Origin of the sequence: Aquabacterium sp. (genome assembly GCF_036279655.1) — a bacterium.
Lineage (GTDB): Bacteria > Pseudomonadota > Gammaproteobacteria > Burkholderiales > Burkholderiaceae_C > Aquabacterium.
In genome coordinates this window covers 1-16,709 of sequence record NZ_DASUIT010000146.1, presented here as the reverse complement: position 1 = coordinate 16,709, position 16,709 = coordinate 1, and the positions used below count along the sequence as shown (strand labels likewise).

General features: G+C 65.0%; 16 protein-coding genes. All 16 read left to right on the top strand.

What is annotated here, in order from left to right; translation table 11 throughout:
• The first annotated feature begins 9 nt into the window (after positions 1–9).
• Positions 10–435 (top strand): nucleoside-diphosphate kinase, encoded by a 426-nt coding sequence (gene ndk / locus VFW84_RS15480; RefSeq protein WP_329681362.1) that lies wholly within the window; start codon positions 10–12, stop codon positions 433–435.
• A gap of 30 nt (positions 436–465) precedes the next feature.
• A complete protein-coding gene (rlmN, locus tag VFW84_RS15475; protein WP_329681361.1) occupies positions 466–1,623 on the top strand; it encodes a 23S rRNA (adenine(2503)-C(2))-methyltransferase RlmN in 1,158 nt (385 codons plus the stop codon).
• Between the two features lie 73 nt (positions 1,624–1,696).
• Entirely contained in the window at positions 1,697–2,557 is an 861-nt protein-coding gene (gene pilW / locus VFW84_RS15470) for a type IV pilus biogenesis/stability protein PilW (RefSeq protein WP_329681360.1), read from the top strand.
• Positions 2,550–3,509 (top strand): helix-turn-helix domain-containing protein, encoded by a 960-nt coding sequence (locus VFW84_RS15465; protein WP_329681359.1) that lies wholly within the window; start codon positions 2,550–2,552, stop codon positions 3,507–3,509. The genes pilW and VFW84_RS15465 overlap by 8 nt, the downstream gene beginning before the upstream one ends.
• Positions 3,509–4,789: a flavodoxin-dependent (E)-4-hydroxy-3-methylbut-2-enyl-diphosphate synthase gene (ispG, locus tag VFW84_RS15460; protein WP_329681358.1), complete on the top strand. Its 1,281-nt coding sequence runs from the start codon at positions 3,509–3,511 to the stop codon at positions 4,787–4,789. The genes VFW84_RS15465 and ispG overlap by 1 nt, the downstream gene beginning before the upstream one ends.
• Positions 4,790–4,828: 39 nt before the next feature.
• Positions 4,829–6,127 (top strand): histidine--tRNA ligase, encoded by a 1,299-nt coding sequence (gene hisS / locus VFW84_RS15455; RefSeq protein ID WP_329681357.1) that lies wholly within the window; start codon positions 4,829–4,831, stop codon positions 6,125–6,127.
• A gap of 65 nt (positions 6,128–6,192) precedes the next feature.
• Positions 6,193–6,897, top strand: a complete 705-nt coding sequence (locus VFW84_RS15450; RefSeq protein ID WP_329681356.1) for a tetratricopeptide repeat protein — start codon at positions 6,193–6,195, stop codon at positions 6,895–6,897.
• A gap of 53 nt (positions 6,898–6,950) precedes the next feature.
• The gene (bamB, locus tag VFW84_RS15445) at positions 6,951–8,090 is read left to right on the top strand and encodes an outer membrane protein assembly factor BamB (protein WP_329681355.1); all 1,140 of its coding nucleotides are present in this window, start codon (positions 6,951–6,953) and stop codon (positions 8,088–8,090) included.
• A 37-nt stretch (positions 8,091–8,127) separates the two neighbouring features.
• Positions 8,128–9,468, top strand: a complete 1,341-nt coding sequence (gene der / locus VFW84_RS15440; RefSeq protein WP_329681354.1) for a ribosome biogenesis GTPase Der — start codon at positions 8,128–8,130, stop codon at positions 9,466–9,468.
• 140 nt (positions 9,469–9,608) lie between these two features.
• Complete coding sequence (gene hfq, locus VFW84_RS15435) at positions 9,609–9,851, top strand: RNA chaperone Hfq (RefSeq protein ID WP_329681353.1); 243 nt, start codon at positions 9,609–9,611, stop codon at positions 9,849–9,851.
• Positions 9,852–9,903: 52 nt separating this feature from the next.
• Complete coding sequence (hflX, locus tag VFW84_RS15430; protein WP_329681352.1) at positions 9,904–11,145, top strand: GTPase HflX; 1,242 nt, start codon at positions 9,904–9,906, stop codon at positions 11,143–11,145.
• Positions 11,146–11,156: 11 nt separating this feature from the next.
• A complete protein-coding gene (gene hflK, locus VFW84_RS15425; protein ID WP_329681351.1) occupies positions 11,157–12,563 on the top strand; it encodes an FtsH protease activity modulator HflK in 1,407 nt (468 codons plus the stop codon).
• Between the two features lie 22 nt (positions 12,564–12,585).
• A complete protein-coding gene (gene hflC, locus VFW84_RS15420) occupies positions 12,586–13,482 on the top strand; it encodes a protease modulator HflC (RefSeq protein WP_329681350.1) in 897 nt (298 codons plus the stop codon).
• Between the two features lie 151 nt (positions 13,483–13,633).
• Positions 13,634–14,827: an ATP phosphoribosyltransferase regulatory subunit gene (locus VFW84_RS15415; RefSeq protein WP_329681349.1), complete on the top strand. Its 1,194-nt coding sequence runs from the start codon at positions 13,634–13,636 to the stop codon at positions 14,825–14,827.
• A 36-nt stretch (positions 14,828–14,863) separates the two neighbouring features.
• Entirely contained in the window at positions 14,864–16,219 is a 1,356-nt protein-coding gene (locus tag VFW84_RS15410; protein WP_329681348.1) for an adenylosuccinate synthase, read from the top strand.
• A gap of 41 nt (positions 16,220–16,260) precedes the next feature.
• The coding region (locus tag VFW84_RS15405) for a phosphoribosyltransferase (protein ID WP_329681347.1) at positions 16,261–16,709 on the top strand (449 nt) is incomplete at its 3' end.

The following is a 16,709-nucleotide window of genomic DNA, read 5'->3' as shown; positions in this document are numbered from 1 at the left end:
GCAAACAACATGGCAATCGAACGCACCCTGTCGATCATCAAGCCCGACGCTGTCGCCAAGAACGTGATCGGCCAGATCATCAGCCGCTTTGAAGGCGCTGGCCTGAAGGTCGCCGCTGCCAAGCTGGTGCAACTGTCGCAAGCTGAAGCCGAAGCCTTCTACGCTGTGCACGCTGCCCGCCCCTTCTTCAAGGACCTGGTGAGCTTCATGATCTCCGGCCCCGTGTTCGTGCAAGTGCTCGAAGGCGAAGGCGCCATCCTGAAGAACCGCGACCTGATGGGCGCCACCGATCCCAAGAAGGCCGAAAAGGGCACCATCCGCGCTGACTTCGCCGACAGCATCGATGCCAACGCCGTTCACGGTTCCGACGCTGCTGAAACCGCAGCCCAGGAAATCGCGTTCTTCTTCCCCGCCCTGAACGTTTACAGCCGCTGATCGACCTCGGTCGATACACGGATCTGCAGTATGAGCGCGGTCAACCTGCTTGATTTTGATCTTGACGGTCTGACCGCCTACTGCGAACAGCTGGGCGAAAAGCGTTTCCGCGCTGTCCAGCTGTTCCGATGGATCCACCAGAAAGGGGCCACCGACTTCGAGCAGATGTCGGATCTGGCCAAGTCCCTTCGAGCCAAGCTCCAGGGGGCGGCCGTGATGGAGCGGCTGAAAGTCATCAGCGAACACGTGTCCAGTGATGGCACGATCAAGTGGCTGTTTGACGTCGGCGGCGGCAACGCTGTCGAGAGTGTGTTCATCCCCGAAGACGACCGTGCGACCCTGTGCATTTCCTCGCAGGCCGGTTGCGCCGTGGGTTGCCGTTTTTGCTCGACCGGGCATCAGGGCTTTTCCCGCAATCTCACCACGGGTGAGATCGTGGCCCAGCTCTGGCATGCCGAGCACACGCTGCGCCAGCGCTTCAAGCGCGACGAGCGCATCATCAGCAATGTGGTGATGATGGGCATGGGTGAGCCGCTGCAGAATTACAACGCCCTGGTGCCGGCCCTGCGCACCATGCTGGACGACCATGGCTACGGTCTGTCGCGCCGCCGTGTGACGGTGTCGACCTCGGGCGTGGTTCCCATGATCGAGCGCCTCAAGAACGATTGCCCGGTGGCCCTGGCCGTGTCCCTGCATGCGCCCAACAACCCACTGCGCGACGAGCTGGTGCCGCTCAATCGCAAATACCCCATTGAAGAGCTGCTGGCGACCTGCCGTGACTACCTCACGGCTGCACCGCGTGACTTCATTACCTTTGAATACTGCATGCTCGATGGCGTCAATGACACCGACGAGCATGCGCGGCAACTGATTGCGCTGGTCCGCCAGCACAAGGTGCCGTGCAAATTCAATCTCATCCCTTTCAATCCCTTCCCGCAGTCAGGCCTCAAGCGCTCGGCCCAGCCTCGCGTGCTGGCCTTCGCCAAAATTCTGGCTGACGCTGGTATCGTCACCACTGTGCGTAAAACACGAGGGGACGACATCGATGCCGCTTGCGGTCAACTGGCCGGCGAGGTGCAGGATCGCACCCGCGCCAGTGAGCGTATGCTGCGGCAACCCATCGTCATCACGCCGGTCAGTGAACCGGCGGCGGCTGCGGTGGTCTCCCCCTCGGGTCGCAAGCACTGAGCCCATGGGCTGCCTTGTCCGCCCGGTGGCTTGCCTTGCAGTCGCTGACCGCCACGTTTGAGGAGAATTTCGGATGTATCAACCTGCCTCGTCGGTTTCCATCGTCGGTTTTCGCCGGGCCTTGGGCACCTTGGTCCTGTCTGCAGGTTTGTGGGCGATCGCAGGCCTGCCGCAGGCCGTGCATGCGCAGTCTGGATCGGGCGAGGTGAGTGACAGTGCCGCCGGTCGCGATCTGACCACCGCCTCCGACGAGACCGCGACCCGCCGTCGTGCGCGCATCCGCTTGGAACTGGCTGCTGCCTATTTCGGGCAAGGGCAGTTGTCGACGGCGCTCGACGAGGTCAAGCAGGCCTTGTCCATGGACTCGACCTACCAGGATGCCTTCGAGCTGCGTGGGCTGATCTATGACGCACTCAATGAGCCGGGTTTTGCCGATGAGAGCTTCCGTCGGGCGCTGCAGCTCAATGAGCGCAATGGCAGCGTCCTGCACAACTACGCCTGGTTCCTTTGCCGCAAGCAGGAATACGCCCGTGCCGACGCCTATTTTGCCCGGGCGGCCGAGCTGCCGACCTCGGTGTCCACGGCCAAAACCTTGATGGCGCGCGGGGTGTGTCAACTGCGTGCCGGGCTGCTGCCCGAGGCCGAGAAATCCCTGTTGCGCTCGCACGAGCTGGATCCTTCCAATCCGGCCACCGCTTTCAATCTCGCCCAGGTGCTCTATCGCAAGGGCGATTACGAGCGGGCCCGTTTCTACATCCGCCGGGTGAACAACATCACCGAGCGTGCCAATGCCGAATCACTGTGGCTGGGCGCGCGCATTGAGCACAAGATGGGCAACATCCAGGCTCGTGATGAACTGGCCACACAATTGCGCAGTCGCTTCAGTGCGTCCCGAGAGGTGACCGCCATGGAGCTGGGACGCTACGATGACTGAGACCACATTCTCATCCCTCAAACAGTTGCGTCTGGCCCAGGGCATCGAGCTGGAAGCTCTGGCCGCCACCATCAAGGTGTCGCCCGCGAAGCTGGAAGCCCTGGAGGAGGGGCGCTATCAGGAATTGCCAGATGCCACCTTCACGCGCGCACTGGCCATGGCGGTGTGCCGTGCCTTGAAGGTTGATGCCGGGCCCGTGCTGGCCAGTCTGCCCGCCGCGCGCCCGGTCAACCTCACGGCCTCCGAGCCGCGTGATGTGCCCTTCAAGGCCACCCGCGCGAGGCTCAATCTGGATGTGCCCACCGCGCTGCCATGGCGTGAGCTGCTGGATGCGCGCTGGCTGGCGCCTGCGGGGGTCCTGCTGGCGGCCGCCGCGGTCTATTTCTGGCCACAGGACGTCCAGTGGGTCAGTTGGCCGACGCCATCGCCCGCTGCGGTCGAAGCCGCCGCCTCGGCCGCAGAGACCGAGGCCGAGGTCGGCACGCCGCTCGCGGCATCGACCGCATTGCCCATGGAGACGGTGGAAGCCGCCGCCTCGGCGGGTGAGGCAGCGTCTGCAGCCGATCTCGCGGCCTCTGCGCCCGCCTTGCCGGGCGCAGCCTCCGCGGTGGTGGGTGGCGCGTCGGCGGCCACAGCCCTGCTTGCCCAGCCCGTCAGCGTGTCAGCGTCCGTGCCGACATCCCTGCCGACGTCGGTCGCCGCTTCGCCGCGCGCCGGCAGTGCCTTGGTGATGGTGAGCACCGCGTCCTCCTGGGTCGAGGTACGGGATGCCAAGGGTGCCAAGCTGCTGTCCCGCCATGTGGCTGCGGGCGAGACCATCGGGGTCGATGGCGCCGCACCGATGTCGGTCAAGATCGGCAATGCGGCCGGCATCCAACTGAGCTACCAGGGCAACCCCATCGAACTGGCCGCCTTCACGCGCAACAACGTGGCCCGCCTGGAACTGAAGTAATGAGCGATCAAGCGTTTTCATCCCCCTGCCTGGGGCCCGTCGATGTGGCGGTGCCGGCGTCGCGCCGCAGTCGACAGGCCCGGGTGGTCTGGGGCGACCGTGTCGTCACCATTGGCGGTGATGCGCCGGTGCGGGTGCAGTCCATGACCAACACCGACACGGTGGACGTCATCGGCACGGCCATCCAGGTCAAGGAGCTGGCGCTGGCCGGCTCCGAACTGGTGCGCATCACGGTCAACACGCCCGAGGCGGCTCAGGCCGTGCCGCACATCCGCGAGCAGCTTGATCGCATGGGCATTGATGTGCCGCTGGTGGGCGACTTCCACTACAACGGCCACCGCCTGCTCAGCGAGTTCCCCGACTGTGCTCAGGCCCTGTCCAAATACCGCATCAACCCCGGCAACGTGGGCAAGGGCGACAAGAAGGACCGCCAGTTTGCACAGATGATCGAGGCGGCCCTCAAGTACGACAAGGTCGTGCGCATCGGTGTCAACTGGGGCAGCCTGGACCAGGAGCTGATGGCTCAGCTGATGGATGACAATGGCCGCCGCGCGCAGCCCTGGGAGGCCCGCCAGGTTATGTACGAGGCGCTGATCAGCTCGGCCCTGCAATCGGCCACGCTGGCGCAGGATCTGGGCATGGTGCCCGAGCAGATCATCCTGTCGTGCAAGGTCAGCGGTGTGCAGGACCTCATCAGCGTCTACCGCGCCCTGGCGCAGCGTTGCGACTACCCCCTGCACCTGGGGCTGACCGAGGCTGGCATGGGCACCAAGGGCACGGTCGCCTCGGCCACGGCCTTGGCCATCCTCCTGCAGGAGGGCATTGGCGACACCATCCGTGTGTCCCTGACGCCCCAGCCCGGCGAAGCACGCACCCAGGAGGTCGTGGTGGCCTCCGAGATCCTGCAGTCCCTGGGCTTGCGCGTGTTCGTGCCCAGTGTCACCGCCTGCCCGGGTTGTGGCCGCACCACCAGCACCACGTTCCAGGAACTGGCCAAGCAGATCGATGATTTCCTGCGTGCGCAGATGCCGGTGTGGCGCGCCCGTTATCCTGGCGTCGAGGGCCTCAAGGTGGCCGTGATGGGGTGCATCGTCAACGGCCCGGGCGAGAGCAAGCACGCCGACATCGGTATCAGCCTGCCAGGTACCGGCGAAGCCCCTGCCGCGCCCGTGTTCATCGATGGTGAAAAAGCCCTCACCCTGCGCGGCGAACACATCGCACAGGATTTCCAGAAGCTGGTCGAAGACTACATCGACCGCCGCTTCGGTCAGACCGCCTGACCCTGTTGGCCCCCCATTTTCTGTATTGACCGAGATTTCATGGCCGAACTACTCAAAGCCATCAAAGGCATGAACGACATCCTGCCGCCGGATTCGGCGCGCTGGGAATGGCTGGAAGACACCGTGCGTGCACTCATGCGCCGCTACGGTTACCACAATGTTCGCACCCCCATCGTCGAGCCCACGGCCCTGTTCGTGCGCGGCCTGGGCGAGGTCACCGACATCGTCGAAAAGGAGATGTACTCCTTTGAAGACAGCCTCAATGGCGACAAGCTGACCTTGCGCCCTGAGGGCACGGCCGGCGTGGTGCGTGCCATCAACGAGCACAGTTTCCTGTACGAAGGCGGCAAGCGCCTGTACTACATCGGGCCCATGTTCCGTCACGAGCGCCCCCAGAAGGGCCGCTATCGCCAGTTCCACCAGGTCGGTGTCGAGGTGATGGGCTTTGCCGGCCCCGATGTGGATGCCGAGACCATCCTCATGAGTGCAGCCCTGTGGCGTGACCTGGGCATCGAGATCGGTACCGACGTCAAGCTCGAACTCAACAGCCTGGGCCAGCCCGATGAGCGCCTGGCCCACCGGGCGGCACTGATCGCCCACCTGGAGGCCCACATCGACCTGCTGGACGAGGAGGCCCGTCGGCGCCTGCACAGCAACCCGCTGCGCATCCTGGACACCAAGAACCCGGCCATGCAGCCAGTGGTCGAGTCGGCACCCAAGCTGATGGACTTCCTGGGCGAGGCCTCGCTGGAGCATTTCCAGGCCGTGCGCCGTACGCTGGATGTGGCTGGCATTCCCTACCGCGTCAACACCCGACTGGTGCGCGGCATGGACTACTACAACCTCACGGTGTTCGAATGGGTCACCGAGCGGCTGGGCGCTCAGGGCACCGTCTGTGGCGGTGGCCGCTACGACGGCCTGATCGAGCAACTGGGTGGCAAGAGTGCGCCGGCCGTGGGGTGGGGGCTGGGCATGGAGCGGCTGCTGCTGCTCATCGAAGAGTTGGGCAAGGGCCCGGCGCCTCGCGTGCCCGATGTCTTTGCCATGACCCTGCCGGGCTCGGATGCGCCCTCCGTGGTGGCAGCGCTGGAATCCCTGCGTGCTCAGGGCGTGCAGGTGGTGCTCAATCCCCTGGGCAAGGACGGTCCGGCCAGTCCGAAATCGCAGTTCAAGAAGGCCGATGCCAGCGGCGCTCACTACGCCCTGGTCTTCGGGCCGGACGAGCTGGCTCAGGGCAAGGTGGCCGTCAAACCCCTGCGTGGCGGGGGGGAGCAGGTGCTGGAGACCTTGTCGGATGTGGCCTTGTGGGGCCCTCGCTTGCGCGCGCATCGCTCGTGAAGCGTCAAGGCCGGTGATAATCAGCGACTTTCTACATTTCTGTCTTAGCGCAGCAAGGGACCGCGATGGCGACCTACGATCTGGAACAACAAGAACAGCTTGACCAGGCCAAGCACTTCTGGAAGACCTACGGCAACCTGATCACCTGGACCTTGATCCTGATCCTGGGTGCCTATGCCGCCTGGACGGGCTATCTTTACTGGCAGAACGATCAGGCCGGCAAGGCCAGCGTGCTGTTCGAGGAGATCGACCGCGCCGCGCTGCAGGGAGACACCAGCAAGGTTGCCCTGGTGTTCAAGGACATCCGCGAGAAGCACCCCGGCACGACCTACACGGCCCAGGCCGCGCTCCTGGCAGCCAAGGTGCAGGCCACCGCCGGCAAGGATGAAGACGCCCGCGCTTCGCTGCAGTGGTTGATCGACAACGGCAAGAATCCCGATCTGGTGGCCGTGGCCCGCCTGCGTCTGGCCGGTCTGCAACTGGATGCCAAGCAGCATGACGCTGCGCTCAAGCTGCTGGACGCCGACCTGCCTGAGGAGTTCAAGCCCCTGGTGCAGGACCGCCGCGGCGACATCCTGGCCGCCCAAGGCAAGAAGGCCGAGGCGCTGCAGGCCTACAAGGAGGCCTGGAAGACCATGGATCCCGCCATCGAATACCGTCGTTTCATCGAAGGCAAGCTGACCGCGCTGGGCGAGCCCCCAGCGGCCTCGTCGCTGGCGCAGCCCGCCGCCGTGTCGGCCATGCCCCCCGGCCTGGCACCCACCAACTGATGTGGCTGGCGGCACGCTTTCAGCTTTTTCACGAACCCTTCCATCGATCCAACATGACTGAGCAATCCCGTGGACTGACCTTGGCCTGGCGCGTGGGCGCCGTGATGCTGGCGGCCGCCGTGGTGGCGGGCTGTGGCAGCGCCTCGAAGCCCAAGCCGACTCCGCTGGAGTCCTTCACGCCCAGTCAGACCGTGCGCACCGCCTGGACGGCGCGCGTGGGCGCGGCTGAAGGTCCTTTGAGCCTGGCCGTTTCCGGATCGACTGTGGCCATGGCCAGCACGGACGGTCAGGTCGTGTCTCTGGAGGTGGAGACCGGTCGTGAGCGCTGGCGCGCGGCCGTTGGCAGCAAGCTGTCCGCCGGCGTGGGCAGTGATGGCCGCTTTGCGGCGGTCGTCACCTCGGACAACGAACTCGTGACCCTGGACGAGGGCAAACCGCTGTGGCGCGATCGACTGCCGGGCCGTGTCATCACGGCGCCGCTGGTGGCCGGTGAGCGCGTGTTCATCCAGTCGGTGGACCGCAGTGTGCGCGCCTACGACGCACTCGATGGCCGTTGGCTCTGGAACTTTGCCCGACCCGGGGTCGACCCGCTGTCGCTGGCGCAAAATGGCCTGCTGACCGCGTTCCGAGACACCCTGGTGATCGGCACCAGTTCGCGCATGATCGGCCTGGATCCGACCAAGGGCTCCGTCCGTTTTGAAGTGAGTCTGGGCCTGCCCCGTGGCACCAATGAGGTCGAGCGTCTGTCGGACCTGGTCGGCCCGGCGGCCCGCTCCGACGACGATCTGTGTGTGCGCTCCTTCCAACTGGCTGTGGGCTGCGTCAACATGAACCGTGGCACCATGCGCTGGTCGCGCCCGCAGTCGGGCCATCAGGGTCTGGCCGCCGACGACCAGGTCGTGGTGGGCGCCGACAGCGCCGACCGCCTGACCGCCTGGCGCGCCGATTCTGGCGACACCGCCTGGCGCGTGGATCGTTTCCAGCATCGTGGCCTGAGCACCCCCGTGATCTGGTCCGGCCTGATCGCCGTGGGTGACAGCGAAGGCCAGTTGCATTTCCTCTCCCCCCAGGATGGCCGCACCGTGGCTCGCCTGTCCCTGGATGCGCCCCTCAGTGGCGCACCCCGTGTGGCAGCCGGGCACCTGCTGGTGGCCACCCGCGCGGGCACTCTCTACGCGTTGCGGGCCCAGTGAGCTCCGCCTCGTTCTTTGTCGACAAGACCTGAATCGAATGAAACCAGTTATTGCGTTGGTCGGACGCCCCAATGTGGGCAAATCAACGCTGTTCAACCGGCTCACCAAGAGCCGTGACGCCATCGTTGCCGACTACGCGGGCCTGACCCGTGACCGGCACTATGGCGAGGGCCATCTCAGCGGCCGCGAATACATTGTCATCGACACGGGCGGTTTCGAGCCTGACTGCACCTCGGGCATCTTCAAGGAGATGGCCAAGCAGACCCGTCAGGCCGTGGCCGAGGCGGATGCCGTGATCTTTGTCGTGGACATGCGCGCCGGCCTGTCGGCCCAGGACCATGACATCGCCAAGTACCTGCGGGGTGCCAACAAGAAGGTGCTGCTGGCCGCCAACAAGGCGGAAGGCATGCAGGAATCGCCCCTGCTGGCCGAGTTCTACGAGTTGGGCATCGGTGAGCCCATTCCTGTCTCGTCGGCCCACGGGCAAGGCATCCGCAGCCTGCTGGAGGCTGCGCTCGACGGGTTCTTCCTCGACGAGGAAGAGGACGAACTGGACGAGGAAGATCCCGATCGTCCGATCCGTCTGGCCGTCGCCGGCCGCCCCAATGTCGGTAAGTCGACCCTGATCAATGCCTGGTTGGGTGAGGAGCGCCTGGTGGCCTTCGACATGCCCGGCACCACGCGAGACGCCATCAAGGTGCCTTTCGAGCGCGAAGGGCGCCGCTTCGAGCTGATTGACACGGCCGGCCTGCGCCGCAAGGGCAAGGTCTTCGAGGCCATCGAGAAATTCTCGGTGGTCAAGACCCTGCAGGCCATCTCCGATGCCAATGTCGTGCTGCTGCTGATCGATGCCACGCAAGGCGTGTCCGACCAGGATGCCCACATTGCGGGCTATGTCCTGGAGTCGGGCAGGGCGGTGGTGGTGGCCATCAACAAGTGGGATGCGGTGGACTCCTACCAGCGCGAGATGCTGCAGCGCTCCATCGAGACGCGTCTGGCTTTCCTGAAATTTGCGCCCGTGCTGCACATCTCGGCCATCAAGCGCCAAGGCCTGGGCCCCCTGTGGAAGGCCATCAGCGATGCCTGGGCCTCGGCCACGTGCAAGATGTCCACGCCGGTGCTCACCCGCCTGCTGCAAGAGGCTGTGCAATTCCAGCAGCCCAAGCTGGCCGGCGCCTACCGGCCCAAGCTGCGTTACGCCCACCAGGGCGGCCAGAACCCGCCGGTCATCATCATCCACGGCAACTCGCTGGAACACGTCTCAGAGTCTTACAAACGCTTCCTGGAAACCCGATTCCGGGCGCACTTCAAGCTCGTCGGCACTCCCCTGCGGATCGAGATGAAGAAGTCGTCCAACCCATTCAACGAGAAGAGCTGAGGCCTCACAAGGGCCTACAGATCCCCCATCAGGGACAAAACCACCCTGCGGGCATCAAGTTTCGCCAACCCCTTCCGCACAGTCGGGGCCATGGTGTGATAAGGTGTCCTTTCCCAAACTTTTCCATCACGGAGCATATCGTGAGCAACAAAGGGCAACTTTTACAAGACCCGTTCCTGAACCTTTTGCGCAGAGAACATGTGCCGGTGTCCATTTACTTGGTCAACGGCATCAAGCTCCAAGGGCAGATCGAATCCTTCGATCAGTACGTGGTGCTGTTGCGCAATACCGTGACCCAGATGGTCTACAAGCACGCCATTTCCACGGTGGTGCCTGGCCGCTCGGTCAATTTCCACGCCAACGACGACGAGGGCGCGGCCTGATCGGCCGTTTCTTCATCGTTTCGACCCACCAGCCAACGCCAGCCACGACGCCTTGACATCTTCATCGCCGTTAGAGCAACGTGACCCGGGCCTGCCCCGGGTGGTGCTGGTGGGCGTCGATCTCGGGTCGGGATCGTCCTTCGATCCCACCCTTGACGAGCTTGCCTTGCTGGCCGAATCGGCCGGCGATCTGCCCGTCGCCAAGGTCATCGCGCGCCGCAAGGCGCCCGATGCCGCTTTTTTTGTGGGCTCCGGCAAAGCCGATGAGCTCAAGCAACTGGTCGAATACGAACACGCTCAGGCCGTGATCTTCGACCAGGCCCTGTCGCCCGCCCAGCAACGCAATCTCGAACGCCACATCGGCGTCGAGGTGCTGGACCGCACGGGCCTCATCCTTGAAATTTTTGGTGCCCGCGCCCGCAGCCACGAAGGCAAATTGCAGGTCGAGCTCGCGCGCCTGGAGTACCTGTCCTCCCGTCTGGTGCGACGCTGGTCCCACCTGGAGCGTCAGCGCGGCGGGGTCGGGCATCGCGGTGGTCCTGGCGAGCGTCAGATCGAACTTGACCGGCGCATGATCGACCAGCGCATCAAGTCGCTCAAGGAGCGCCTGAGCAAGCTCAAGCGCCAGCGCAACACCCAGCGCCGGGGGCGCGAGCGCACCGGCACCTTCCGCGTCTCCCTGGTGGGCTACACCAACGCCGGCAAGTCCACGCTGTTCAATGCACTGACCAAGGCAGGCACCTATGCCGCCGACCAGCTCTTTGCCACCCTGGACACCACCACACGTCAGCTCTATCTGGCCGATGCCGGGCGCAGCGTGACCTTGTCCGACACCGTGGGCTTCATCCGCGATCTGCCCCACACCCTGGTCGAATCCTTTGAAGCCACCTTGCTGGAGGCCACCGAGGCCGACGTGCTGTTGCACGTGGTCGATGCCGCCAGTCCGGTGCTGCTGGAGCAGATGTCCGAGGTGCAGCGCGTGCTCACCACCATCGGTGCCGCCCAGATCCCTCAGGTGCTGGTCTTCAACAAGGTCGACGCCTTGCCCGAGCACCAGCAGCCCCACCATGACCGCGACCTCTTCGAGTTGCCCGATGGCACGCGGGCCCTGCGCGTCTTTGTCAGCGCACTGAAGGGCCAGGGCCTGGATGTGTTGCGAGAAGTGCTCTCCCAGGCCGCCATTTCGGGTCTGAACGTCGATTCACTGTCCTTTCACGGTGCGGGGACAAGCGCCGCCATGCACAATCCGGTTTCCGAGGATTCGTCCGTTTCTGACCAATCCCCAGCCTCATGAATCAGTCGAACATGAACATGCACAACGCAGAGTCCAGCGCCGCGACCCCATCGGTCGGCAGCGGTCGCTCGCGCAGCGGTCTGACGTCCGTGGCTCAGGCCGTGGCCGCCACCGCAGGCTTCCTCACCGGGGTGGCCAGCCGCCTCATCTGGCGCTCGACGCACTGGCTCTACCGCGCCTTGCCCGGCGTGGCGGGGGCCTCGACTTCAGAGAACCGGCGGGACGATGGGCCTCCTGATCTGGACGAACTCTGGCGTGATTTCAACCGCAAGCTCAGCGGCATGTTCGCCGGGCGCGGCGGTTCAGGCGGGGACAACGGCCCGGGCGGCAGCATGTCGCCCGACCCGACGGGCGCTGGCATCGGTGCCGGCCTGATCGTCGGCCTGGTCGTGCTGGTGTGGGCCGGCAGTGGCGTGTTCATCGTCCAGGAAGGCCAGCAGGCCGTGGTGATGTCCTTCGGGCGTTACAGCCACACCGCCGAAGCCGGTTTCCAGATGCGCGCTCCGTATCCTTTCCAGAGCCATGAGATCGTCAACCTGACGCAGTTGCGTTCGGTCGATGTCGGCAGCTCCACGGTCGGGCAGGGCACCTCCCTGCGCGATTCGTCCATGCTGACGCGTGACGAGAACATCATCGACATCCAGTTCACGGTGCAGTACCGCCTGGAAGACGCCAAGCTCTACCTCTTCGAGAACCGCAGCTCCGACGAGGCCGTGCAGCAGGCCGCCGAATCGGCCGTGCGCGAGATCGTGGGCAACAGCACCATGGACTCCGTGCTTTATGAGCAGCGGGATGCCATCGCCGTGGATCTGGCCAAGTCCATCCAGGCGCAACTGCGCAAGATCAAGGCAGGCGTGACCGTGGTCAACGTCAACGTCAAGAGCGTGCAGGCGCCCGAGCCTGTCCAGGCGGCGTTTGACGATGCCTTCAAGGCGGGTGCCGACCGCGAGCGCCTCAAGAACGAAGGCCAGGCCTACGCCAACGACGTGATCCCCAAGGCCCAGGGCACAGCCGCGCGTCTGCGCGAAGAAGCCTCCGGCTACGCCTCTCGCGTGGTGGCTCAGGCCGAGGGTGATGCACAACGCTTCCGCCTCGTGCTGGCCGAGTACCAGAAGGCCCCGGGCGTGACCCGCGACCGCCTCTACATCGACACCATGCAGCAGGTCTACAGCAATGTGACCAAGGTCATGGTCGACTCTCGCCAGGGCTCCAACCTCCTGTATCTGCCGCTGGACAAACTCATTGCCATGAGTGGCCCGGCCGGTGCTGCGGGTGCCGGCAACGGCGCCACGGACGTCAGCAACACCACCGCGCCAGCGGCCGCGCCCACCGCCAGCCCAGCCGCCCCGACGGCGGCCACGGTGGTTGACCCCCGTTCACGCGACGGTCTGCGCACGCGCGACCGTGACATCCGCTGACCCATCCACAGGACACCGAGACATGAATCGCATCGGAACCATCGTGGTCGGCGTATTGCTGGCCATCGTCGTCATCGCCTCGACACTCTTTGTCGTCGACCAGCGTCAGTTTGCCGTGGTCTATGCCCTGGGCGAGATCAAGGAAGTCATCTCCGAGCCAGGCCTCAAGTGGAAGCTGCCGGCACCGCTGCAGAACGTGGTCATGCTGGACCGCCGCACGCAGACCCTGGACAGCCCCGAATCCAAGCCCATCTTCACGGCCGAGAAGAAGAGCCTGGTGATCGACTGGCTGCTCAAGTGGCGCATCACCGATCCCAAGCAGTTCATCCGCAACAACGGCGTGGACATCCGCAACGCCGAGAGCCGTCTGACGCCCATCGTGCAGGCGGCCCTGAACGAAGAGGTGACCAAGCGCACCGTGGGCGCCATGCTGTCCACCGAGCGTGAGAAAGTCATGCAGGGCGTGATCAAGCGCCTGTCGGACGATGCCAAGTCCTTCGGCATCCAGATCGTGGATGTGCGCATCAAGCGTGTCGACTTTTCGGCCAACATCACCGAGTCGGTTTACCGTCGCATGGAGTCCGAGCGCAAGCGCGTGGCCAATGAACTGCGCTCTCAAGGCGCAGCCGAAGGTGAAAAGATCCGCGCGGACGCCGACCGTCAGCGCGAAGTGATCGTGGCCGAGGCTTACCGCGATGCGCAAAAGCTCAAGGGTGAAGGCGACGCCAAGGCGTCGGCACTGTACGCGGAGTCCTTCGGCAAGGATCCGCAGTTCGCCCAGTTCTATCGCAGTCTGGAGGCCTACCGCAGCGCGTTCCGCAACAAAACGGACGTGATGGTGGTGGACCCCAGCAGCGACTTCTTCCGGGCCATGCGCGGCTCGGGCGGTGGTGCGGCGCCCGCAGCTCCCCGCAAGTGATTCCCTGGCTGGCAGGGCCGCTCGTCTCGTTTCATGAGCGACGGCCCCGCGGCCTGATCGAGCATTCTGATCACTCCAGCCCTCATCTGGGGCTTGGGTTCAGCCCGGTTCGCCGGTAGAATCTCGTTTTTAACCCCCCACACGTTTTCTTATGTCCTCTGCTTGGCTGTTGCCAGAGCACATTGCTGACGTCTTGCCTGCGCAAGCGCGTCGCGTGGAAGAGCTGCGCCGCGTCTGGCTGGATGCGGCCCGTGGCTACGGCTATGAACTGGTCATGCCCCCGCTGCTGGAGCACATCGAGTCGCTCCTGTCGGGCACCGGGCATGCGCTGGATCTCAAGACCTTCAAACTGGTGGACCAGCTCAGTGGTCGCACCCTGGGCGTGCGCGCCGATGCCACGCCCCAGGTGGCGCGCATCGATGCCCATCTGCTCAACCGCAACAGCGTGACCCGTCTGTGCTATTGCGGGCCGGTGCTCCATACGCGCCCCGCCAGTCCGCATGCCACCCGCGAACCCCTGCAACTGGGGGCCGAGATCTATGGCCATGCCGGTCTGGAGGCTGACCTGGAAGTCATCGAGCTGGCGCTCGAAGGCCTGCTGGCCTCGGGCCTGTCGGGGCTGGTGGTGGACATGGCCGATGTCCGCCTGGTGCAAGGCGTGCTGGCCGGCCTGGGCATCACCGTCCTGGACGATGCCACCCACGAGGCGCTGGTCTCCGCGCTGACCACCAAGGACGTGGCCACGTTGGCCGAGTTGGCCGGGCAGGGCGCATTGGCCGCCGCACCGCATGCCGCCGAGGTGCTCACCAGCCTGACCACTCTGTTCGGGGGCGACGAGGTGCTGGCGCGTGCCCGCGCGCTCCTGCCCAGTCACCCCCTGGTGGATGCCGCACTGTCTGATCTGGCCTGGCTGGCGTCTCAGTGGCGTCAGAGCCAGCCCGATGTGACGGTCGGCTTCGATCTGTCGGACCTGAGCGGTTACGCCTACTACAGCGGCATTCGCTTCGCGGTGTATGCCCAAGGCCATGCCGACGCCCTGGTGCGCGGGGGGCGCTACGACGAGGTGGGGGCGGTATTCGGTCGCCGTCGCCCCGCCGTGGGTTTCAGCCTGGATCTCAAGATCCTCGCCGAGTTGCTGGCAGGTCGCCAGGGTCTGGCCGTGCGCAAGGCTGTGCGCGCGCCCTGGGGTGAAGACCCCGCCTTGCGACAAGCCGTGCGCGAACTGAGAGGGCAGGGCCACACCGTGGTGTGTGTGCTGCCCGGACATGAACATGACGTCCAGGAATTCGATTGCGACCGTGAGCTCGCATTCATCGACGGACGCTGGTCGATTCGCTCGCTCTGAGCGTCGACCTTCCCACTTGCGAAACAGGAATCCGCCATGCAAAGCACTTCCGCGTCGGTTCGTCCCGGCACCGCATCCGCCCGCAACGTCGTTGTCGTCGGCACCCAATGGGGTGACGAGGGCAAGGGCAAGGTGGTCGACTGGCTGACCGACCACGCCGCCGCCGTGGTCCGCTTCCAGGGGGGCCACAACGCCGGCCACACCCTGGTTATCAACGGCAAGAAGACCGCCCTGCAGCTGATCCCCTCGGGCATCATGCGCGAGGGCGTGGCCTGCTACATCGGCAACGGTGTGGTGGTCGACCCAACTCACTTGCTCTCCGAGATCAAGCGCCTGGAAGATGCCGGCCTGAACGTGCGCTCGCGCCTGTTCATCAGCGAATCCTGTCCCTTGATCCTGCCTTTCCACGTGGCCGTGGACAAGGCCCGCGAAGCCCTGCGTGAAACCAGTGGCAGCGGCAAGATTGGCACCACCGGCAAGGGCATCGGCCCGGCCTACGAAGACAAGGTGGCCCGTCGTGCCCTGCGGGTGCAGGATCTCAAGCACCCCGAGCGCTTTGCCGCCAAGCTCAAGGAATTGCTGGCCCTGCACAACGAGGCGCTCGCCGGCTACCTGAAATCCGAAACGCTGGCCTTCCAGCCCATCTATGACCAGGCCATGGCCGCAGCCGAACAGATCCTGCCCATGCTGGCGGATGTGGGCGTGCGCATCCATGCGCACAACGTGGATGGCGGCAGTGTGCTGTTCGAAGGCGCCCAGGGCACCCTGCTGGACATCGACCACGGCACCTATCCTTACGTGACCTCCAGCAACTGTGTGGCAGGCAATGCCTCCGCCGGCTCCGGCGTGGGCCCGGACAAGCTGCACTACATCCTGGGCATCACCAAGGCCTACACCACCCGCGTGGGCAGCGGCCCCTTCCCGACCGAGCTGGAGTGGGAAAAGGAAGGCACTGTCGGCTACCACCTCTCCACCGTCGGCCAGGAACGTGGCACGGTCACGGGCCGCGCCCGTCGCTGCGGCTGGCTGGATGCCGCCGCCCTCAAGCGCTCGGTGCTGATCAATGGCATCTCCGGCGTGTGCATGACCAAGCTGGATGTGCTGGACGGCCTCACCGAGATCAAGGCCTGCGTGGGCTACATGCTGCGTGGCCAGCGCGTCGACATCCTGCCGCTGGATGCCGACGACATCGTCGCCTGCGAGCCCATCTATGAAACCTTCCCGGGCTGGGAAGGCACCACCTTCGGCATCACCGAGTGGGACAAGCTGCCGGCCAATGCGCGCGCCTATCTGGAGCGTGTGCAGGCGCTGATCGGTGCCCCCATCGACATGGTGTCGACCGGCCCTGATCGCGACCACACGATCCTGCTGCGTCACCCCTACAAGGGCTGAGGCACCTCATCTTGACCTCACACTCACAGAGGAATCGACTCATGCTGACGGACGATGGCAAGCACCTGTATGTCTCCTGGGACGAGTACCACCTGCTGATCGAGCGTCTGGCCCTGAAGATCCATGCTTCGGGCTGGGAGTTCGATCAGATCCTCTGTCTGGCGCGGGGCGGCATGCGCCCGGGCGACATCCTCTCGCGTGTGTTCGATCGCCCTTTGGGGATCATGTCGACCAGCTCCTACCGGGATGATGGCGGCACACTGCAGGGCCGCCTGGACATGGCCAAGTACATCACCATGCCCAAGGGCGAGTTGGCTGGTCGCGTGTTGCTGGTCGATGATCTGGCGGATTCCGGGGTGACCTTGCGGGCCGTGGTGGATCGACTGCGCAGCCTGCCGGCCATCACCGAGCTGCGCTCGGCCGTCATCTGGGTCAAGGGTGTGTCCACCTACACGCCGGACTATCATGTCGACTCGCTGCCCACCAGCCC